Here is a 22,862-nt window from a genome sequence, read left to right as displayed (position 1 = left end):
AATATTATTAATAAGTAGTTTTTCTAAAAAGCTTTGATATTTCAAAAAAGGTAAATGGTATTATGGATAGCAAGGATACAAAAAGCCAATCTTTTAATGTTAAAGAGAAAACACTAAATATTTTAGCAATTGGTGGGATAGAAACTATAGATATCTGAAGAATGATACCTATTAAAACAGCTCCTAGCAATTTTTTGTTTTTAAATAGACCAATTTTGAAAACAGATACTTTTTCACTTCTCATAGCTAAAGAGAGTATAAGTTGCGAACCGCTTAAGACCACAAATGACATAGTTTGAGCATGAACTAAAGAGTTAGGATATAGATATTCACCTACTTTAAAAGCAAATAAAGTTGTAAAGCCTATTATTACTCCTAGTAATATTAAAGTTGTTGCAGTACCGTTAGAAAATAGGTTATCTTTAGGGTTACGAGGCTTTTCTAACATAACATTAGGATCTTTAGGGTCTACTCCAAGTGCTAAAGCAGGTAAACTATCAGTTATAAGATTTATCCATAATATATGGATAGGTAATAGAGGAGAAGGCCAATTAAGAAGTATAGCAACGAATAAAGTTAGTACTTCTCCTAAATTACTACTAAGTAAAAATACTATAGATTTTTTTATATTGTTAAATATATTTCTACCTTCTTCTATTGCTTTTACAATAGTTGAAAAATTATCATCAGTAAGAATCATATCTGCAGCACCTTTTGCAACATCAGTTCCTGTAACTCCCATGGCTACACCTATATCAGCAAATTTTAGTGAAGGAGCATCATTTACGCCATCACCCGTCATAGAAACAATATTACCATGAGATTTTAAAGCTTTAACAATTTTTACTTTATGCTCAGGAGAAACTCTTGCAAAAATATTATAATTATTAACAATTTTATTAAATTCATCTTGTGAGTAAGAATCTATTTCACTTCCTGATAAAGCTTCAGAAATATCACTTGCTATGCCAAGCTCGCTACCTATGGCAAAAGCTGTATTTTTATGATCACCAGTTATCATAACAGTTCTAATTCCTGCCTTTTTGCTTATGGCTATTGAATTTTTAACTTCACTTCTTGGTGGATCAATCATGCCCATAAAACCTATAAAAACTAGGTCAGATTCTATTGGAATATTTTCATAAGGACCATCTATATCTTTATAAGCAAGGGCTAAAACTCTTAAGGCTGAATCAGACATTTTGTCTGAAACATTTAATATATAGTTTTTATCTTCATCACTTAGAGGTACTATCTCGTTATCTACTAATTTTTTTGTTGAGATTTTAAGGATATTATCTATAGCACCCTTAGTAAATACTCTATATTTATTTTGGTATAAGTGTACTGTGCTCATTAGTTTACGGTCAGAATCAAAAGGGATTTCATATACTCTTTTATGAGTAGTATTTAAAGTGTCTTTTAGAAGATTGAAAGTATTGCCTACATCTATTAAAGCTATTTCTGTAGGATCGCCACTTTTAGAATCATTTGTTGAAGTTGCATCATTACATAAGACCATTCCTTCAATTAAAAGTTTATTTTCAATTTGATTAATATCTAATTTATCAATATCGATTATAGAATTATTTACAAAAGCCTTTTTAACAGTCATTTTATTTAGAGTTAATGTGCCGGTTTTATCGGAACATATAATATTTACTGAACCAAGAGTTTCAACAGCGGGTAATTTTCTTATTATTGCATTTTCTTTACTCATTCTTTGTACACCAAGGGCAAGAACTATAGCAACAGTAGCAGGTAGACCTTCTGGTATAGCTGCAACAGCTAAACTTATAGATGTCATGAACATTTGAAGAAAATTTCGACCTTGTAACATTGATATTATAAACATTAATATAGAGATAGATATTGCCCCTATACCGAGAATTTTACCTAGATGAGCTAAGTTTTTTTGAAGAGGCGTAATATTTTCATTTTCGCTATCAAGCATTTTAGCAATTTTACCTATTTCAGTATTCATACCTGTAGATACTACAATACCAGTTCCTCTACCATAGGTAGCCAAGGTTGACATAAAAGCCATATTAACTTTATCTCCTATTGCAGTATCATCATGAGATAAAACTATAGTTGAATCTTTTTCAGCAGGCAATGATTCACCAGTAAAAGCAGATTCATCTATTTTCAGATTGATAGATTCTATTAATCGTAAATCAGCAGGAATGTATCTACCAGCGTCTATTATAACTAGGTCACCTACTACAACATCTTCAGAAGGAATCTCAAGTATTACCCCATCTCTTTTTACAATAGCTTTAGGTGTTGATAAAGATTTTAAAGCTTCTAAAGCTTTTTCAGCTTTATTTTCTTGAATAACTCCTATAGTGGCATTTAAAAGAATAACTATAACAATGATTATAGAATCACTTATTTCTCCTAGAAAAGCTGATATAAGAGCAGCTGCAATAAGTATATATATCATCACATCATTAATTTGTGAAAGAAATAGTTCTAGAAGCGTTTTTTTCTTTTTTGTAATTAGTTTGTTTTTACCATTTTTTAAAAGAAGTTCTTCTGCAGTTTTAGAAGAAAGGCCATTTGTTATATCTGCATTAAGCATAGATATAACTTTATCGATAGGCTCATTAGAATACATAGTTATCACCTCTAATAATTAATAAAAAGTTTTATATAAATATGTTATTAAGAGAAATTAATAATAATGACTTTAAAGGGAACTATTGATAGGAATGATTTTCGTATATTGTTATAAAAAGCAAAAATATGTATAATGTTTAATTAAGATATAAATTATCGGTAGAGGGGGAGTTTGATGATAAAAAAATTTATATCATATTACAAACCATATAAAAAACTATTTTATTTAGATTTAATTGTAGCAGCCATAGCATCAGGTGTTGATTTATTTTATCCTATGATGACTAGAAAACTAGTAAATGAAGCTGTTCCTAATAGAGATATTAGAACTATTGGAGTTTTTGCAATTACTCTTTTAATTATTTATTTAATAAAAGCAGCTTGTGGTTACTTTATGAATTACTATGGACATGTTGTTGGGGTTAGAATGCAAGCTGATATGAGAAAGGATATGTTTGATCATCTTCAGAAGTTACCTAATTCATATTTTGATAATAATAAAACTGGTGATTTAATGAGTAGAATGATAAATGATCTTATGGAAGTATCGGAGCTTGCGCATCATGGACCAGAAGATATATTTATATCTGTAGTAATGCTTATAGGATCATTTATAGTTTTAAGTACAATAAACTTTCCACTTACATTAATAATCTTTGCATTTGTTCCATTTATAGTTATGTTTACTTGGAAACAAAGAACAAGAATGAATAATGCTTTTATGGAAACACGAGTGGAAACATCAGAAGTTAATTCAAATTTGGAAAATTCAATTTCAGGAATAAGAATTTCGAAATCATATGTATCACATAATTATGAAAAGAAGAAATTTAACAAAGGAAATGAAAAATTTAAAGCTGCGAGAGAAAGAGCATATAAAGTAATGGCTGAATATTTTGCAGGAGTTAATTTTGGAATAGACTTTTTAGATTACGTTGTATTAATAGCAGGAGGAATATTTACATTTTATAATATTATAGATATAGGAGACTTTCTTGCTTATATGCTTTATATTAAGCTATTTACTCAGCCTATTAAAAAGCTAGTAAATTTTATGGAGCAATATCAAAGTGGTATGACTGGATTTAAGAGATTTATTAAAATAATAGAAGAAGATATAGAAAAAGAAAGTGATACTGCAATTGAAATTAAGGATATCAAAGGAGAAATAGAATTCAGTAATGTTAATTTTAGTTACGAAGATAATAAAATATTAGAAGATGTATCTTTAAAAATTGAAAAGGGAAAAATGTTAGCACTTGTTGGCCCATCAGGTGGAGGAAAATCTACTTTTTGTAATTTAATACCTAGGTTTTATGATGTAGATAGTGGAGATATAAAAATTGATGGTATAAGCATTTATGATATAACTTTATCATCTTTAAGAAATAATATAGGTGTAGTACAACAAGAAGTATTTTTATTTACTGGAACTATTAAAGAAAATATTAAATATGGAAAGCAAGATGCAACAGATGCTGAAATTATAGAGGCAGCTAAAAAGGCTAATATTCATGATTATATAATTGGCTTGAAGGATGGATATAATACGTTTATAGGTGAGAGAGGTGTTAAACTATCTGGAGGACAAAAGCAAAGAATATCTATTGCAAGAGTATTTCTTAAGAATCCACCAATCTTAATATTAGATGAAGCAACTTCTGCGTTAGATAATACTACTGAGTATTTAATACAAAAATCTTTAGAGGAACTTTGCAAGGGAAGAACAACAATAGTAGTAGCTCACAGATTATCTACAATTAAAAATGCTGATGAAATTATAGTATTAACAGAGAATGGCATAGAAGAAAAAGGTAGTCATGCAGAGTTAATAAGGAAAAGTGGAATTTATGCAGAGTTAAATAGATATGCTGTTGTTAGCTAATAGTTATCTGGTAGAAGTTAATATAAAATAGTTGATAGTGGGACAAAATAAGGATGTTAATATATTAAGTTCGTATTGACTAAAAATATCTAAAAGAGTAAAATGAACTTAAACAATATACCCCGTGGGGGTACACTAGGAGGAAATATTATGGTTAAACATGTACAAGAAAATGAATTCTCAGCAGAGGTTTTAAATTTTGATGGAGTTTCAGTAGTAGATTTCTGGGCTTCATGGTGTGGTCCTTGTAAGATGATTGCTCCAATATTTGAAGAGGTTGCTGGAGAAATAACTAATGCTAAATTTGTAAAGGTTAATGTAGATGAGAATCCAAATTTAGCGAATCAATTTAGAATAGCTAGTATTCCAACTATTTTAATTATGAAAAATGGTGCACCAGTAGATACTTTAGTTGGTTTTATGCCTAAACCACAATTAAAGGATGCTATTGCTAAGCACGTATAGGAAGCGTGATATAGGTGGAGAGATATGATATTGCTATAGTAGGAAGTGGCCCAGCTGGGTTATCCGCTGCATTAAATGCAAAAATTCGTAATAAGAAGTTTATTATCTTTGGAAATAAGAATTTAACTAATAAGTTAGTTAAAGCTCCTAAAGTAAATAATTACCTAGGGTTTTATGGCATGAATGGTGAAGAGATTAAAAATAAATTTCAAGAACATTTAGATGCTATGAATATAAATATAACATATGAGAGAGTAAATAATATTTATGCTATGGGTGATTATTTTGCTTTAATGGTAAATGAAAAAATGTATGAGGCGAAAACCTTGATTTTAGCTACAGGTATGGAATACACAAAAGCTATAAAGGGTGAACTTGAATTTTTAGGTAGAGGTGTAGGATATTGTGCTACTTGTGATGCACCTCTTTATAAAAATAAAGTTGTTACAATAATAGGATATAATAAAGAGGCTGAAGAAGAGGCTAGATATGTTAGTGAGCTTGCAAGTAAGCTTTATTATGTTCCTATGTATAAAGGTGAATATGAATTAAATGATAGTATTGAAGTTATTCATGATAAACCTGTTGAAATAAGTGGAGAGTTAAAAGTTAATAAACTTAAATTAGAAAATACTGAATTAGAAACTGATGCAGTATTTGTCTTAAAAGATACTATTTCACCTGGGCAACTAGTTCCAGGATTAGAAATTGAAGATGGACATATAAAAGTTGATAGAGAAATGAAAACTAATATAGAAGGTTGCTTTGCTGCCGGAGATTGTGTTGGAAAGCCATATCAATATATTAAGTCAGCTGGAGAAGGTAATATAGCAGCGTTGAGTGCAGTTAAGCATTTAGATAATTTAAAGGTTAAGTAAAAAAAGGAAACTACACAAAGTAGTTTCCTTTTTTTTACTTATATATTTTGATATAATTATTATGACTAAGTGTTTAAGGGGTATTATTTATGAGTACAGAATTATATAGTAATTTAGAAAATCATTGGAATAAAAATGGTCATAAACCTTATAAAAAGCAGAATATTAATATAGCAGGCAAAGATGAATGTGATAGGATCTACAGCAATGATTATTATACTGAAAATATACAGTCTGAAATTGCAGATGCATTATTGGAATTAATTATTGATTATAGAGATGATATAGAGCCAATATTAAACTATATAACAAGATATAAGTTACTTGACTTCTATGATAAGTTTTTATCAAAGTTAGATATATTAATTAAAGAGGGAATTGTTGTAAAAGATGAATTGCATAATTTGGCTATTTCTTTTGTAAAAAGATATGATGACTTTGAGGTAATAAAGTTAGGGTTATTGATGTTAAGATTTAGCTCTAATGAAGAAGGGTTAAATATATTAAAGATTTTTTCTAATCATAATGATTTTATTTTTTATTCTATAGAAGGAATAAAGGGATATGAAAAATGTAATTCTATAATTTTTGAGATTGCAAAAAGATCTACTGGGTATGGACGAGTTATATCATTGTCTAAAATTGAGCCAATAACTTTAGAAATAAAAAAATGGATAGTAGGAGACGCTGTAAACAATATATTTTTACAAGAGTTTTTAGTTGCTATTTCATTTAATAAGATTGATTATGTTCAATACTTTAGTGAAGAAGAAAAAACAAATAAAATGTTTAAAATTTTAACTAGAAATTTATCTTTACTTTATGAACTTAGAGAAAGTTTTGTAAATAGTATCTCTTTTGAACTAATTGATATTTATTGTGGTTGGTTTAAAAAATATAAATGTTCATTTGATAGTTTGTATGTTATGTGTGCATTATTTTCACTATTCTATAAGGTTGATGGTGAGAGTAGCGTAATTGATAAATTAGAATTATCAAAAGAAGAAGAGGAGTTTATAGATTATGAAATAGAAAATTTTATAAAGAGTGATTATACTGATATTTTAAAAAAATGTATTAAATTAAAGAGTGCTGAAATAAGTAAAATTATTGATGTAGCCATGGCTTTGGATGTTTATTTAAGTTTTGATGAATTAATAAGTACGCTTGAAGATAATCCTCTTGATATTTCAATATATAATTATGTTATGAACTGTGGAAGTGATAAAGATAGAAGTGATTTAATTGAGTTTGCTTTAGATAAAATAAATTTTGATAAAATAATTAACACAAATGAACTCATAAACGATGAAGATTTTGATGAAGAGTATATAGAAGATTATTGTTTTTTATTGATAATAGTTTGTATGGATAGAAATTATAAGGACTTTTTAAAGTTAAATTTATTAGCTCTTAAATCAAGATATATAAAAACAAAAATAGAAGCCTTAAATAATTTAAAAAGTATTAAAGATAGATTAGATGACGAAGCTATTAAAGAGATTAAGTTAACGTATGAAAAAGAAATTGATAGTTATCAGAAGAAAAACTTGAGATCACTATTATTGTTGTTAGACGAAGAAACTATAAATAATGAGAAAGAGAATTTAGATAAGTATAGAGTGAAAATTCATGTAAAAGATATATACTTAACTAATATATGGGTTGAAAAAACAGAAAATATAGAAATTATAAAGTTAAGAAGAGAATTGTATGAAGAGGACATCGTGTATTTAAAAGTTGATAAAAATAATGATACAGGTGACAAAATATCAATTTTTAATAATGATGGTTATTTTATTGGTTATATAAAAAGTAAAGAAAATATTGTTTTGAAAAATCTTATGGATTGGGGTAAAATAATATACGGCAAAATTGCAAATATAAGTGAAGATTATAAAGAAATAGAATTGGCGCTTTATTTAAGTTATGAAGATGTTATAAAAGAAGTTTCTAACGCTTTTAATATGGTTATTAGAAATCCTAATGGATACTTGAATTAATAATTTGAATAATAAGTATAATCAGCACAAAAGATGAAGGATAGGTGAAATATGGTGATAGTAGTAGGTGGAATGATAGGGCTTGGGAAAAGTTCTGTAGCAGAAATATTAGGGGAACATTTTAAATCAGAGGTATTTTATGAAAGTGTAGATGATAATCCGATTTTACCACTATTTTATAGTGAAACAGAGGAAGAAATAGCAAAAAAAAGATATCCATTTTTATTACAATTATATTTTTTAAATACAAGATTTAAGAGTATAAAGGATGCACTTCATTATGATAATAATGTTCTTGATAGATCAATTTATGAAGATTGGTATTTTGCAAAGAAAAATATGGAGTTAGGAAGAATATCAGAATTAGAAATGAATATATACGAAGGTTTATTAAATAACATGATGAGTGAGTTAGAAGAACTTCCTAAGAAGGCTCCAGATATTATGGTATATTTAAAAGGTTCATTTGAAACTGTAATGAAAAGAATAAATTTAAGAGGAAGAGATTTTGAAATTGATGATAGCTTAAGAGATTATTATCATTTTTTATGGGAGGATTATGATAATTGGATAAATAATTATTATAATGCGTCAGAAGTTGTGGTAATTGATATGGACAATTTAGACGTGGTTAATAATGAAGATGATAAAGAAATACTTATAAAATTAGTAGAAGAAAAGTTAAGAGAAGTAAGAGGATAATAAAAGGTATAAGAGTATTAGAGAGTGAGATGTGAGGGGATGACGAAGAAAGCAAAAATAATATTACTTTCAATTAGTTTAGGAGTAATAATGTTAATTTCAGTAGTGCTATTTAAATTAGCTTCTGGAGGATTTCAATTTTTGACTTATGCTACTGAGAATTACTTAGAGGTGCAACTGGAGGATTTTTTAAGTAGAGATAGTGGACAAGGTTACAATGAGAATATAACTATTATTGGGGAAAGAGATTATAATAATAGAACATTGATATTTTATGAAGCAGATTGTCAAGAAAATATAATTGTGAGTTATGAAAATAAAGGGAAATTTGGCAAGCATAATGTTTATAATCTCGAGAGAATTGTTAAAAGTGATAATTCTATTGCTATGATAGATATTTATGAGAATAATAGAAAAAAGTATATAATACTATCTAGTTTAAATAGAGATGATTTTGATAGTATAAATATAGTGAATAAGTCAACGAATAAAATATTGGAAGAAATAGATTTAAAAAATATTTCAGAAGAAGATTTTAATATTAATGAATTAAATGAGAAAAGTGTTGTTATAGAGTATATACCAAAGTCTAATATTGAAATTAAATTAGAATTAAACAAAAAGAGTGGAAATTAAATTCCACTCTTTTTCTTCTTATTATTTAAATGAAGCAAATGATGCATCAGATGGCATTCTCCAATCACCTCTAGGGCTTAAAGAAATAGTTCCAACTTTTGGACCATCAGGTAATGCGCTTCGTTTAAATTGTTGAGTGAAAAATCTATATATGAATTTATCTAACCATTTTTCAATCTCTTCTTTAGAATAGTCATTTTTAAAGGCATTTTCTGCTAAGAATAATATTCTCTCTTTTGAAGAACCATGTTTTATAAAGTGATATAGGAAAAAGTCATGAAGCTCGTAAGGACCTACTATATCTTCTGTTTTTTGAGAGATATTTCCCTCGCTATCTTTAGGTAGCAATTCAGGACTTACTGGAGTATCTAAAATATCTAATAATGTTTCAGAAACATCTTTGTTAGATTCATTTTCAGCTACATACTTAACTAAATACCTTACAAGAGTTTTAGGAATTGAAGGATTTACGGAGTACATGCTCATATGATCTCCATTATAAGTACACCAACCTAATGCTAATTCAGAAAGGTCTCCAGTACCTATAAGTAATCCACCTTCTTTATTTGCTAAATCCATAAGTATTTGAGTTCTTTCCCTAGCTTGAACATTCTCATATGTTACATCGTGTATATCTTTATCGTGGCCTATATCTTTAAAGTGTTGAAGAGAGGCTTCAACTATGTTTATTTCTCTAAGGTCACAGTTAAGTTCCTTACATAGAGTTAAAGCATTATTATAAGTTCTATCTGTAGTTCCAAAGCCTGGCATTGTAATAGTAATAATATTTTTATTATCAATGCCAAGAAGTTTAAATGTCTTAGCAATTACTAGTAATGCTAAAGTAGAATCAAGTCCTCCGGAAATTCCTATAACAGCTTTTTTTAAGCCAACATGCTCTAGTCTTTTTGCAAGAGCTGATGATTGTATATTAAAGATTTCTTTGCATCTTTCATCGCGCTCATGAATATTTGATGGAACGAAAGGATGCTTATCTATATATCTAGTAAATTCATTTATTTTAACATCTTTAAAAGCGAAATTAATATATTTAAATTGATGTAGTAAAAAAGATGAAGAATCTCTAAAACTTAAATTCTTTAATCTTTCAGAGTTTAATTTAAATACATCTACACAAGAGGAAATAACTTCATTTTCTCTTTGGAATCTTGAGTTTTCTTCCAAGATAGATCCATTTTCAGCTATAATAAGGTGACCACTAAATAATAAATCTGTTGTAGATTCATATACACCGGCTGAAGAATAGATATAAGAAGACATACATCTAGCACTTTGGTTAGAAATTAAAGATTTTCTGTAATCTTTCTTGCTAACTAGTTCGTTAGAGGCTGAAAGATTACCTATAATATTGGCACCAGCTAAAGAAAGATAAGAGCTAGGGGGAATAGTTACCCATAAATCTTCACAAATCTCAACTCCAAATTTATAATCTCCAGCATTAAATATTAAGTTTGTACCGAAAGGAATATCTTTTTGGAATGAAAGGTTAACTTTTTGGTCTATTATGTTGACACCTTGAGTAAACCATCTTTTTTCATAGAATTCACTATAGTTGGGAATATATGACTTAGGAACGATACCTAAGATATTTCCTTCAAAAATTAGATAGGCACAATTGTATAATACGTTATTATGTAAAAGTGGTGCACCTACTGCTATTAACATATCTTTATCTATGCTACTTTTCACAATAGACTCTAAACCTTTTATAGATGCATTTATAAGTGAAGAATTTAAAAATAAATCTCCACAAGTATAAGAAGTAACGCATAATTCAGGAAATACTAAGAATTTTATATTCTTATTTTTTGCATCTTCAATACAATGACATATATTTTCTATATTATAAACTATATCTGCAACTCTAGTTTTAGGGCACGCTGCTCCGACTTTTATAAAATCCATTTTATCATCTCCGTAAATAAATATTATTTAGTATTAGATTAAAAAGTTAATATAATACATATAAGACAATAATAAAAGGAAAATGCTATAAAATCAACGAAAAGAAAAGGAAAATTAAAACTACGATATTAAATGGTTTAAAATAACTTATAAAATAATAAAAAATAACTTGCAATAAAATAAAAAATAGCATATACTGTAAGCATGAAGAATAAAATATATAAATATCAATTTATTGGAAAGTGTTATATAATAAACTTATCCACAAAGTTGTATCTATATATTTCATGGTAAAATACTTTTATTATTAATGAAAGGGGGAGAACTATGTTAGATGTTATTATTTGGTTAGTAGTAGCAGTTGTCGCAATAATAGTTGATATAGTTACAAGTAGTTTTATATTTATGTGGTTTTCAATAGGAGCATTAGTAGCAATAATTTTATCATTCTTTGGCATAAGTATGGCTTTGCAGTTTATAGTATTCTTGATAACGGGAATAGTTTTAATTGCTGTGGGGTATCCTTGGGCTAAGAAGAAATTTAAGGTAGAAAAAAATCATACACTTACTATGGAACAAGCATATATAGGAAGAGTTATGAAAGCAAATGAAGATATAGTTGAAAAATCTAAGATTAAAGTAGATGGAATATATTGGACAGCATATAACAAAGGAAAGAAGATAAGTAAGGACGATCAATTCGTTATAGTAGGAATAGAAGGTAATAAATTAATAGTTGAGTTAAAGGAGAATTAGTATGATTAAATTAATTGTTATTGGAGTTTTATTACTAATAGTATTATTAGTATTACTATCATCTATTAAGGTAGTAAACACAGGTTATTTATACGTAGTAGAAAGATTGGGGCAATTTCATAGAATTTTAGAACCAGGTTGGCACTTTATGATTCCTGGAGTAGATTTTGTAAGAAAAAAGGTATCAACTAAACAACAAATTTTAGATGTACCACCTCAATCAGTTATCACAAAGGATAATGTTAAAATTTCTGTAGATAATGTTATTTTCTATAAGATGTTAAATGCAAGGGATGCTGTATATAATATAGAAGATTTTAAATCAGGTATAGTTTACTCAGCAACAACTAATATGAGAAATATCATTGGTAACATGACTTTAGATGAAGTATTATCAGGAAGAGATAAGATAAATTCAGATCTTTTAAGTATAATTGATGAAGTTACAGATGCGTATGGTATTAAAATTCTATCAGTTGAAATTAAAAATATAATTCCACCAGCTGAAATACAACAAGCGATGGAAAAACAAATGAAGGCTGAAAGAGATAAGAGAGCAGCTATTCTTGAAGCCGAAGGGCAAAGACAATCTCAAATTGAAAGAGCTGAAGGGGAAAAGCAAGCTAAGATTTTATCAGCAGAAGCTGAAAAACAAGCTAATATAAGAAGAGCAGAAGGTTTAAGAGAGTCTCAATTATTAGAAGCTGAAGGTAAAGCTAAGGCTATAGAACAAATAGCTATTGCTGAGGCAGAAGCTATCAGAAAAGTTAACCAAGCAATTATTGAATCAGGTACAAATGAAACAGTTATAGCATTAAAACAAGTAGAAGCTCTTAAAGAAATGGCAAATAATCCAGCTAACAAGTTAATTTTACCTAATGAGACATTATCATCTTTAGGAAGCATTGCTGCTATAGGAGAAATGTTAAAAGGTAATAAAGAATAAAAGTAAAGAAATAAGGAAATATTATAAATAACCCAACAGGGTTACGTAGGAAGAGTTGTCGTATGAATTTTCATATGGCAATTCTTTTTTTTGTATAATTTTGATTATTAATTGACATAAGAAGGAGAACTACTATGATATAATAGAGTTAATGAAAGAAAATAGTGGAGGTTAATATGTTTTTTATTGGAATATTTGGAGTTGATAATAAAGAAAGAGTAATAAATGAAAGTCAGAATATATACTGTAAAGGATGTAATAAGTACGAATTAGGGAAAGTTATTAAAAAGTATAGCTTTTTTCATTTCTTCTTCATTCCACTATTTAAGTGGAATGAACAATATTATGTTATTTATAATGAGTGTAATCATATTTATGGTATATCAAAAGAAAAAGGTAAACGTATAGAAGGTGGTGAGAAAATAGAGATAAATTATTGGGATTTAAAAGACTTAGATGGATATAGTTATAATGGTGGTAATATATGTATTAATTGTGGAAGAAAAATAGAAGAAGGTTTTGTATTTTGTCCATATTGTGGTGAAAAATTAAAATAGAATTTTGAAGTGATTGTCAAGTTTAATTACATAATAAGTAAAAAATTTTGACTATATCAAAAAAACATATATAATTGTATATGTGATTTTTCAGAATATGATATGAGGTGACTTAATATAATATGGCAGATAATAATAAAATACAAGAAGAAATAATAAAGGCAGATATTAAAGCGGTAGAGAGACTGTGGAAAAATAGCATTCAAGATAACTTATTGGAGTCTTTATTAGAAAAAATGACAAAGGAAGAATTAGTTAAAGTTGCTAAAAAGTATTCCATTAAAGGACTAACATCTTTAAAGAAAGCAGATGTTGTTGAAAGAATAAAAAATGGTATTTTAGAAAAATATGAACAAGCTTTAGATGTTATCGATGAAGATACTTTAAAATTTATTGAAGAGTTAATAGAGAATAATGGACAAAAATTATATAGCTGTAATGATATAATATATTCAAATTATTTAAGAAATAGAGGATTAGTATTTACAGGAACTGTAGATGACGAACTTTTTGTAATATTACCAAAAGAACTTATAGAATTATTTAAAGAAAAAATAAATAAAGAGTTATATCAAAAAGCTAGACTAAATAGAGAGATAATAAGAGCTATAGCAGGGATGATATATTATTATGGAGTTATGGATATAACTTCTATTAAGGAAAATTTAGAAAGAGTATTCGTATGTGAATTTGATTTAGGTTTTATAAAGACTATAGCGCTAACTGGGGAAGAATTAGGATATGATTATGTGGTTGATGAGGAAGTCTTATACCATATAGATGTTGAAGATGTTGAAAAATTAATAAAAGATCAAAGTTTATGTCAGAATGATTATTATAAATTTGATAAGAAAAGTTTAATTAAGGCTGGTGAACCAGATTTTATTGAAGAAAATAAACAGGCTGAAAAACTAAAAAAAGTTTTTAGAGAATTATTTGTTATAGATAATAATATTTTAAGAGAAGAAATGGATTCATTCATAATAGCTATCAAGAATGAAATGTCAAAAGATGAAGCTATAGAAGCTTTCTTAGAAGCTTACGAAATTGAATCTGATGAAGAAAAAGATATTTTTAAACATGAATTAGATGTTTTTGCTAGAAGTATTAGAAGATGGACTCTAAAAGGAAATAATGAAAACGAGATAAAGAAGAATGAGCAAAGAGTAGTTAATGAAGTTAAAATTGGAAGAAATGATCCTTGTATTTGTGGAAGTGGTAAGAAGTACAAAAAGTGTTGTGGAAAATAATGAGGTTATAAATTATGTTCAATATGGCCATTATAGTAATTGGAATAATTGAGTTTTGTATAGGTGTAACCATAAGTGTTTTTTCAAAATCTAAAAAGATAAATGGATTTATCAAATTTCTTTATGATTTTGAAGATGAAGAAGGAAAGATTCAATCAATATTAAATAAATGGATAGGTGAGAATTATGGTATTGTGGGAAGTATGTATGTATTTCTTGCAAGTATAGCTATAGCATTTAATGTAGATTGGTTTATGTTAATCTTAGAAATATCAATAGTAGAATTTTTAAGTTATAAAAGGATAAATAAAGGAATTAAAGATATAATAAAGAATTCACAATAGGTATTATACTTATTGTGAATTTTGCTATAGGAAGTGGTTAGCGTTGGATAAGTCGTATTTGTTTAATAATTATATAAGTATAGCTAGAGGTTTTTTAGCTGAAAAGAATAATATGAAAGCATTGAAATTTCTTAAGAAGGCTTATGAATGTGAAGAAGGAAAAGAAGATGTAGAATTAATTTTAGATATAGCACTTTTATATGATAAGCTTGGTAATCCTGTACTATCTAAGAAAATGTACAAAGAGGTTTTGAATATAGATGAAAATGAAGCTAGAGCATACTATGGAATTGGAGTACTTTATGATGAAAGTGAAAATTTTATAGAAGCTATAAAATATTATAAAAAGACAATTTCTATTGATGAGAATTATGATAAAGCATATTTCTTTTTGGCTAATTGTTATGATGAGATTGGAGAAAAAGAGAAAGCGATAGATTGCTATAAAAAAGTAATAAATTTAAATCCAGAAGATTTATGGGCAAATGCGAATTTAGCCTGTATATATGATGAAATCGGAGAAAACAAATTAGCACTAAAATATATGATGAATGCGTTGGAGATAGCACCAAATCATTTTAGAATACTATTTAATATGGGAGTGTTCATGGCCAAGTGTGGAGATGAAGAGAAAGCTAAAGAGTTTTATAAAAAATCTATTTTAGAAAACAGTAAATTTCCATATAGCTATTTAAATTATGCAGTATTATATAGAGAGAAGAATAAATTTAAAGAGGCTATTGATATTATAAGTGAAGGAATAAAAGAAAATCCGAAACAAGGTTTTTTATATTATAATAGAGCATGCTTTTATGTTAATTTAAAAGAATATGATAAAGCTTTTGAAGATTTACATATGTCTATAAAGCTTGATGAAATTTTCGAAGAATACATGAGAAATGATGAAGAATTAAATCCAATAAGAACGCTAAATGAGTATATACAGTTATATGGAGATTAAGGTAATACTTATATAGTGTATATATAAAATAAATATTATAAAAGAATTGTAGAAAAAAATCAAAATTTGATTGAAAGTTTAACTAATATTTATTATTATTAGAATAGGATTAGTAATTAAGTAGGAGTGAAATTGATGACTAATAGAAGTGAATCAGAAAGCGTACTGAATAAATTATTAGTTCAGTTGTTTAGAGATATTTTAGATATTGAAGAAAAGTGGTTACAAAATAGTGAATTTTCGGATCTTTCGGTGACAGAAATTCATGTCATTGAAGCAATATCTTTAGATAAAGAAAGAACTATGAGTGAAGTAGCTTATGATTTAAGCATTACCGTTGGGACTTTAACTACAGCTATAAATAAACTTGTAAAAAAAGGATATGTAGATAGAAGAAGAATTGAAGAAGATAGAAGAGTTGTATTAGTTATGTTGACTGATAAAGGGAAAGAAGTATTTAAGTATCATGAAGAATTTCATAATGACATGGTAAAATGCACTATTGATAGTTTCTCTAAAGAAGAGGAGATAGTTTTAGTATCGGCATTAAAGAGAGTATCTGAATTCTTTGAAGAAAAATACCATCTTATAAAATAATAAGTGTTTAAATAGACATCTGATTTGATGTCTATTTTTTTATAATTAAGATAACTTAATATGAAAAATGAATAAATATATGCTTAATGTTGAATCATATTTATATAATATTAAAATTGTAAATTATTACGAGGTGAAGAAATGTGGCAAGATGTACTTATGATAATAGCGATAGGGTTATCTGTATATAGTATATATGATTTTGGTTCTATGATAATTAAAAAGATTATAAATAATACAAAAATATCTAAAAAGATATATAGTTTTAAAGGTAAAATTAGATATTATCCTTTACTTGGATTAATTATATTTATGAGTAATTTAATTGGATTAACCAAAAAAAGTGATGAGGAAATAATTATTAGTAAATATATGTTAAGTGTAATGGTACAGAAACTTTATAGTAAATCTGGAACTTTAAATAAGCTGACTATAGGTATTTTGAGTCTTTTTTTAATAATAAATTTTATTTTAAGTATACTTGTAAAACCTATTATGTATGAAGAAGGAATTGTATGTTATGATGGAAATTTTTTATCATGGGATAAGATAAAATCAATAACTACCGTACAAAATCAGATAGGTAGTAGAAAGTTTATAGTTATTAATACGGCTAACAAAGAAATATACCTTAGAGTAGCTAATAGTGAGAGTAATAAAGTAAAAGAAATAATATTTAATAAAACTGGTATAGTAAATAAGGAAATAGTAACAGAATTTAATTAGGATTGATAATACATACACAAAAGCAATTGTTATCTATATAACAATTGCTTTTGTGCTTTAAAAGTAAAAAAAGGATAAAAAGGAAATAATGAATAAAAATATCTGTAAATATAAAGGTTTTACAAGGGGGAGAAGTATTTAAAAATAAAACTCAAAAATTACCATAAAAAAAGATTGACAAAAAATAAACAATAGAATAAAATAAAGACATAGGAGATGTTAAAAAAATAACAAACACAGTATAAGTTAAATAACTAAAATAAGTAAATAAGTAAAATTCATATATATTTAGGAGGAAATAGAATGATAGTAACAAATGCTCAAGAGTTAACAAAAAGAATTGAAGAATTAAGAAAGGCTCAAAGAGAATTTTCAAAATTTAATCAAGAACAAGTTGATGAAATTTTTAGACAAGCAGCTTTAGCAGCTAACCATAATAGAATTAAATTAGCGAAGATGGCTGTTGAAGAAACAGGAATGGGAATAGTTGAAGACAAAGTAATTAAAAATAACTTTGCAGCTGAATATATATATAATCAATATAAAAACTTAAAAACTTGTGGGGTTTTAGAAGAAGATAAAACAAATGGTATTACTAAAATCGCTGAGCCAATCGGAGTTATTGCAGCAATAGTTCCAACAACAAACCCAACATCAACAGCGATATTTAAGTGTTTAATAGCCTTAAAAACTAGAAATGCAATAATAATATCACCACATCCAAGAGCTAAAAAAGCGACAATTGAAGCAGCTAGAATAGTATTAGATGCAGCGGTAAAAGCTGGAGCTCCAGAAGGAATAATTGGATGGATAGATGAACCATCAGTTGAATTATCACAAAATGTTATGAGAGAGTCAGATATAATTCTTGCAACAGGTGGGCCAGCAATGGTTAAAGCTGCTTACTCATCAGGAAGACCAGCTTTAGGTGTTGGAGCAGGTAATACACCAGCAATTATAGATGAAAGTGCACATATTAAAATGGCTGTAAATTCAATTTTATTATCAAAAACATTTGATAACGGAGTTATTTGTGCATCAGAACAATCAATAATAGTTTTAGAACAAGTTTATAATGAAGTGAGAACTGAATTAGCTGAAAGAGGAGCGTATATCCTTAAAGGTGAAGAAATAGATAAAGTAAGAAAAGTTATTTTAAATGAAAGAGGCGGCTTAAATGCTGATATAGTTGGACAAACTGCTCATAAGATAGCAACAATGGCTGGTGTTGATGTTCCAGAAACAACTAAAGTATTAGTTGGAGAAGTTACATCTGTTGAATTAGAAGAACCATTCTCTCATGAAAAATTATCTCCAGTTTTAGCTATGTACAAGGCTACTACATTTGAAGAAGCTTTAGATAAAGCTGATAGATTAATTGAATTAGGTGGTATGGGACATACTTCAATCCTTTATACAGATCAAATAATAAATAGAGATAGAGTATTAGTATTTGGCGAAAGAATGAAAACTGCTAGAACTTTAATAAATATGCCAGCAGCTCAAGGGGCAATCGGAGATTTATATAACTTCAAATTAGCACCATCATTAACATTAGGATGCGGTTCTTGGGGTGGAAACTCAGTTTCAGAAAATGTTGGTCCTAAGCATTTAATAAACGTTAAGAGTATAGCTGAAAGGAGAGAAAATATGCTTTGGTTTAGAGTTCCAGAAAAAACTTACTTCAAATATGGATGTTTACCAGTTGCTTTACAAGAATTAGGAGAGATGGGTAAAAAGAAAGCTTTCATAGTAACAGATAGAGTGTTATTTGAATTAGGATATACAAATAAAGTTACTGAAATATTAGAAGCGAATGGAATTCAATATAAAATATTCTCAGATGTTGAACCAGACCCAACTTTAAGATGTGCTAGAGCTGGAGCTGCAGAAATGACAAGCTTCCAACCAGATGTTGTTATTTCATTAGGTGGTGGATCAGCTATGGATGCTGCAAAGATTATGTGGGTTATGTATGAACATCCAGAAGTTAACTTCCATGATTTGGCTATGACATTTATGGATATCAGAAAGAGAATATACAAATTCCCAACAATGGGACAAAAAGCAATGATGGTTGCTATAGCAACTTCAGCTGGTACTGGATCAGAAGTAACACCGTTCGCAGTAATAACTGATGAAGAAACTGGAGTTAAATATCCATTAGCTGACTATGAATTAACACCTGATATGGCTATAGTTGATGCTGAATTAATGATGACATCACCAAAAGGGTTAACAGCTTGTGCTGGTATAGATGTATTAGTTCATTCAATTGAAGCTTACGTTTCAATTATGGCTTCAGAATATACTAATGGATTAGCGTTAGAAGCAATAAGATTAGTATTTAAATATTTACCAGATGCTTATAACGAGGGAACTACTAATGTTAAAGCTAGAGAAAAGATGGCTCATGCTTCATGTATGGCAGGTATGGCATTTAGTAATGCATTCTTAGGAATTAATCACTCAATGGCTCATAAGCTAGGTGCATTCCATCACTTACCACACGGTATGGCTAATGCTTTAGTTATGAAAGAAGTTATCAAATTTAATGCTACTGATGCACCAACTAAGCAAGCAGCATTTGCTCAATATAAGTATCCAAATGCAGCATGGAGATACGCAAGAATTGCTGATCACTTAGGATTAGGCGGAAATACTGAAGCTGAAAAAGTTGAATTATTATTAAAGGCAATAGACGAATTACAAGCAAAGGTTAATATGCCAAAGACAATTCAAGAAGCTGGAGTAAGTGAAGTTAAATTTATGGAAACATTAGATGAAATGGTAGAGCAAGCATTTGATGATCAATGTACAGGTGCAAATCCAAGATATCCATTAATGAGTGAGTTAAAAGAAATGTATATTACTTCATATTATGGAGAAAAGGCTAATGTTATGGCAGAAGCAGCAGTAGAAAATACAAAGAAAAAAGAAAAGAAACAAAAATAGTACTTTATAAATAATGATGTAAAAAATTTATTACTTTCAATAGGGATCTTAGTAGAAATGCTAAGGTCCTATTTTTATTGTAAAAGAATAGAGGTTACATATAGTAATTAAAGAAAGTTATGAAAATAAAGAGAGATTATTCAATGTTAAACAGGAATCTACTATTAAGATAATAGCAGCTTTATGGTATAAATGTAATTGGCTATGTTAAGTGAAGTAAAAGTACTTTACTAATAAAATATTGGACAAGTATTATGTTGTTCGAAAAAATATAAAGGGGTGGTACAATGAAAAATAAACTTATAGCCGCGATTATATCGATTTGTATAATAGGGGGATTGGGTGCTGCTATTGTATTAGGTTCAAAGGTTGATGATTCAAGCAATTTAGCTGATAAAAAAGTTATTCAAGAGAAAAGTATAGAAGAAAATAATTCGATAGAAAAAGATGATGATAAATCTCAAGAAAATGTAGAGGTTGAAAGTGTAGAAATTACCAATGATAGTGATGTCCAAACTGCAATGATAGAAAATTCGCAGCCAATCCAAAATTATGTAGAAAAAGAAATGGAAGCATCTAATGATGCTATAGAGAATTATACTGAGGAATCCACACAAGTAGTAGAATCAGAGCAGAATACTATTGAATTCTCTGAACCAAACATTGAAACACAAACTCCAAGCTACTCTTCTGATTTTATGGCTGAAGTAGAAAGTATGATTTTTAATAAAGTGAATGAAGAAAGAAGTAAAAATGGACTTGCTCCACTAGCTTATAATAGTACGATGGAGCGTTATGCAAGAATAAAATCTCAAGATATGGGAGATAGGGGATACTTTGACCATAATAATCCAGAAGGTGAACTTATAACAGCTCAAATGCAAAGGGATGGTGTAAGTTATAGTTCGTGGGGAGAAAATATAGCTTATATAGGTGGCGTTTCTGATGCAGCTACATTAGCTAATCAATTTATGACTAACTGGATGAATTCATCAGGTCATAGAGCTAACATATTATCAACTAATTTTACTTCTATTGGAGTAGGGGTATATAAGATTGGTAATACAGTTTATGCAACACAAGAGTTTTATAGATAGATAAATATTAACTTTAATTATTTAAGGAGCTATACATTTTGTAATAGCTCCTATTTTTTATTATAGATTTTAATATATAATATAAATTATGTTATACTTTTGTGATGATAGGAGTTTAAAATTTTTAATTTAAATAAATTTGAGGTGTTAGAATGAAACCGTTAGCGGATTTAGTTAGGCCAAAAAAGTTAAGTGAGGTTTATGGACAACAACATATATTGGGTGGAAACAAGATTTTAGATAGAATAGTAAAAAGTGGACGTATTTCTAATATGATTTTCTATGGGCCACCAGGTGTTGGGAAAACTACAGTAGCCAATATTATAGCAGAGAAAGCTGGTAAAAGGTTTTATAAATTAAATGCTACAAATGCATCCTTGAAGGATATTCAAGATATAACAAAAGAATTGGATACATTCATGGGGATAAATGGAGTGCTTTTATATTTAGATGAGATACAAAACTTTAATAAGAAGCAACAACAATCCTTATTAGAGTATATAGAGGATGGAAGAATTACCCTTATTGCATCAACAACAGAAAATCCGTATTTTTACATATTTAAAGCGTTGTTGTCTAGATCGACTATCTTTGAATTTAAACCTTTAAGTGAAGAGGATATCAAAAAAGCTATAAATAGAGCTATAGATATTAAAATTAAAGATTATAGCGAAATAAAGTTGGAAGTTACAGATGAGGCGAAGATGTACCTTGCATCATATTGTAATGGTGATGTTAGAAAAGCTTTAAATGGGTTAGAAGTAGCTCTCAATTCTACTAAACCTAATGAAGATAAGGTTATATTAATAGATATTGATGTAGTTAAAGATTCTACACAAAATAAAGTTATATCCTATGATATGGATGGAGATGCTCATTATGATGTTTTAAGTGCTTTTCAGAAATCAATTAGAGGTAGTGATCCAGATGCAGCTATTCATTATTTAGCTAGATTAGTTAAAGCAGGTGATTTGATTTCTATTTGTAGAAGGCTTCAAGTTATAGCATCTGAGGATATAGGGCTTGCTTATCCACAAGCAGCTTTAATTGTAAAATCATTAGTAGATTCAGCAAGGGAGCTAGGTTTTCCAGAAGCCAGAATACCATTAGCTGAAGCAACTATACTTTTGGCAACAAGTCCTAAATCAAATTCGGCGTATTTGGCATTAGATGCTGCACTTAGAGATTTAGAAGATATTACTATAGGGGATATACCTATGCATTTGAAGGATGCTCATTATAGTGGGGCTTCTAAGTTGGGGAGAGGGTTAGAGTATAAATATCCTCATAATTATCCTAAGCATTATGTAGAACAACAATATCTTCCTGATAACATTAAAGATAGAAGCTATTACAAATATGGAGATAATAAATTTGAAAAAGCTACTAAAGATTATTGGAGAGCGATTAAGGAAAAATAATGGCTATAGATTAATAAAATAAGCATTTTTTATATTTAAAATAAAAGTTTTGACAAAAAAGTATATGAAAAACTTATTATTAATTAAAAATTTAAAAAACTAATTAGTATAGTTGACAAAAGCAGAGTAAGTTAG

Annotated in this window: 19 protein-coding genes; 17 read left to right on the top strand and 2 right to left on the bottom strand. The window is 28.1% G+C overall.

Features of this window, described 5'->3' with window-relative positions:
* Positions 1-7: 7 nt before the first annotated feature.
* Complete coding sequence (locus LQE93_RS07950; RefSeq protein ID WP_231072938.1) at positions 8-2,620, bottom strand: cation-translocating P-type ATPase; 2,613 nt, start codon at positions 2,618-2,620, stop codon at positions 8-10.
* Positions 2,621-2,797: 177 nt separating this feature from the next.
* On the opposite strand from LQE93_RS07950, the gene LQE93_RS07945 reads away from it, so the two are divergent.
* The 6 genes from LQE93_RS07945 (at position 2,798) to LQE93_RS07920 (ending at position 9,191) form a co-directional block, all read left to right on the top strand.
* Positions 2,798-4,507: an ABC transporter ATP-binding protein gene (locus LQE93_RS07945; protein WP_186838899.1), complete on the top strand. Its 1,710-nt coding sequence runs from the start codon at positions 2,798-2,800 to the stop codon at positions 4,505-4,507.
* Between the two features lie 150 nt (positions 4,508-4,657).
* Complete coding sequence (gene trxA / locus LQE93_RS07940; RefSeq protein WP_032118049.1) at positions 4,658-4,972, top strand: thioredoxin; 315 nt, start codon at positions 4,658-4,660, stop codon at positions 4,970-4,972.
* A 14-nt stretch (positions 4,973-4,986) separates the two neighbouring features.
* Positions 4,987-5,850 (top strand): NAD(P)/FAD-dependent oxidoreductase, encoded by an 864-nt coding sequence (locus LQE93_RS07935; RefSeq protein ID WP_231072936.1) that lies wholly within the window; start codon positions 4,987-4,989, stop codon positions 5,848-5,850.
* Between the two features lie 89 nt (positions 5,851-5,939).
* Complete coding sequence (locus LQE93_RS07930; RefSeq protein ID WP_231072934.1) at positions 5,940-7,853, top strand: hypothetical protein; 1,914 nt, start codon at positions 5,940-5,942, stop codon at positions 7,851-7,853.
* Positions 7,854-7,904: 51 nt separating this feature from the next.
* Positions 7,905-8,555 (top strand): deoxynucleoside kinase, encoded by a 651-nt coding sequence (locus LQE93_RS07925; protein ID WP_055263127.1) that lies wholly within the window; start codon positions 7,905-7,907, stop codon positions 8,553-8,555.
* Between the two features lie 39 nt (positions 8,556-8,594).
* Positions 8,595-9,191 (top strand): hypothetical protein, encoded by a 597-nt coding sequence (locus LQE93_RS07920; RefSeq protein ID WP_231072932.1) that lies wholly within the window; start codon positions 8,595-8,597, stop codon positions 9,189-9,191.
* Between the two features lie 21 nt (positions 9,192-9,212).
* On the opposite strand, the gene LQE93_RS07915 is transcribed toward LQE93_RS07920, so the two are convergent.
* The gene (locus LQE93_RS07915; RefSeq protein ID WP_055263131.1) at positions 9,213-11,117 is read right to left on the bottom strand and encodes an NAD(+) synthase; all 1,905 of its coding nucleotides are present in this window, start codon (positions 11,115-11,117) and stop codon (positions 9,213-9,215) included.
* 327 nt (positions 11,118-11,444) lie between these two features.
* On the opposite strand from LQE93_RS07915, the gene LQE93_RS07910 reads away from it, so the two are divergent.
* From LQE93_RS07910 to LQE93_RS07860, 11 genes are all read left to right on the top strand, one after another.
* On the top strand, positions 11,445-11,873 hold the full coding sequence (locus LQE93_RS07910) for an NfeD family protein (protein ID WP_055263133.1): 429 nt from the start codon (positions 11,445-11,447) through the stop codon (positions 11,871-11,873).
* A 1-nt stretch (position 11,874) separates the two neighbouring features.
* Positions 11,875-12,819, top strand: coding sequence for an SPFH domain-containing protein (locus tag LQE93_RS07905; RefSeq protein WP_231072930.1), 945 nt, complete (start codon positions 11,875-11,877; stop codon positions 12,817-12,819).
* A 176-nt stretch (positions 12,820-12,995) separates the two neighbouring features.
* Positions 12,996-13,376, top strand: coding sequence for a zinc ribbon domain-containing protein (locus LQE93_RS07900; protein WP_186838902.1), 381 nt, complete (start codon positions 12,996-12,998; stop codon positions 13,374-13,376).
* A gap of 122 nt (positions 13,377-13,498) precedes the next feature.
* Complete coding sequence (locus LQE93_RS07895) at positions 13,499-14,626, top strand: SEC-C metal-binding domain-containing protein (RefSeq protein ID WP_055263139.1); 1,128 nt, start codon at positions 13,499-13,501, stop codon at positions 14,624-14,626.
* 14 nt (positions 14,627-14,640) lie between these two features.
* The gene (locus tag LQE93_RS07890; RefSeq protein ID WP_231072928.1) at positions 14,641-14,970 is read left to right on the top strand and encodes a hypothetical protein; all 330 of its coding nucleotides are present in this window, start codon (positions 14,641-14,643) and stop codon (positions 14,968-14,970) included.
* A gap of 43 nt (positions 14,971-15,013) precedes the next feature.
* Positions 15,014-15,931 (top strand): tetratricopeptide repeat protein, encoded by a 918-nt coding sequence (locus LQE93_RS07885; RefSeq protein ID WP_231072926.1) that lies wholly within the window; start codon positions 15,014-15,016, stop codon positions 15,929-15,931.
* 135 nt (positions 15,932-16,066) lie between these two features.
* Positions 16,067-16,528: a MarR family winged helix-turn-helix transcriptional regulator gene (locus LQE93_RS07880; RefSeq protein WP_055263145.1), complete on the top strand. Its 462-nt coding sequence runs from the start codon at positions 16,067-16,069 to the stop codon at positions 16,526-16,528.
* 141 nt (positions 16,529-16,669) lie between these two features.
* A complete protein-coding gene (locus LQE93_RS07875; protein WP_055263147.1) occupies positions 16,670-17,254 on the top strand; it encodes a hypothetical protein in 585 nt (194 codons plus the stop codon).
* Positions 17,255-17,557: 303 nt separating this feature from the next.
* Complete coding sequence (gene adhE, locus LQE93_RS07870; RefSeq protein WP_055263149.1) at positions 17,558-20,209, top strand: bifunctional acetaldehyde-CoA/alcohol dehydrogenase; 2,652 nt, start codon at positions 17,558-17,560, stop codon at positions 20,207-20,209.
* Between the two features lie 287 nt (positions 20,210-20,496).
* Positions 20,497-21,306, top strand: coding sequence for a CAP domain-containing protein (locus tag LQE93_RS07865; RefSeq protein WP_231072924.1), 810 nt, complete (start codon positions 20,497-20,499; stop codon positions 21,304-21,306).
* 152 nt (positions 21,307-21,458) lie between these two features.
* Positions 21,459-22,727: a replication-associated recombination protein A gene (locus tag LQE93_RS07860; protein WP_231072922.1), complete on the top strand. Its 1,269-nt coding sequence runs from the start codon at positions 21,459-21,461 to the stop codon at positions 22,725-22,727.
* Positions 22,728-22,862: the final 135 nt, after the last annotated feature.

This window comes from Clostridium sp. NSJ-145 (assembly GCF_021044725.1).
GTDB classification, from domain to species: domain Bacteria; phylum Bacillota; class Clostridia; order Clostridiales; family Clostridiaceae; genus Clostridium; species Clostridium disporicum_B.
The sequence above is the reverse complement of the archived record's forward strand: the minus strand, read 5'-3'. Positions and strand labels throughout refer to the sequence as shown.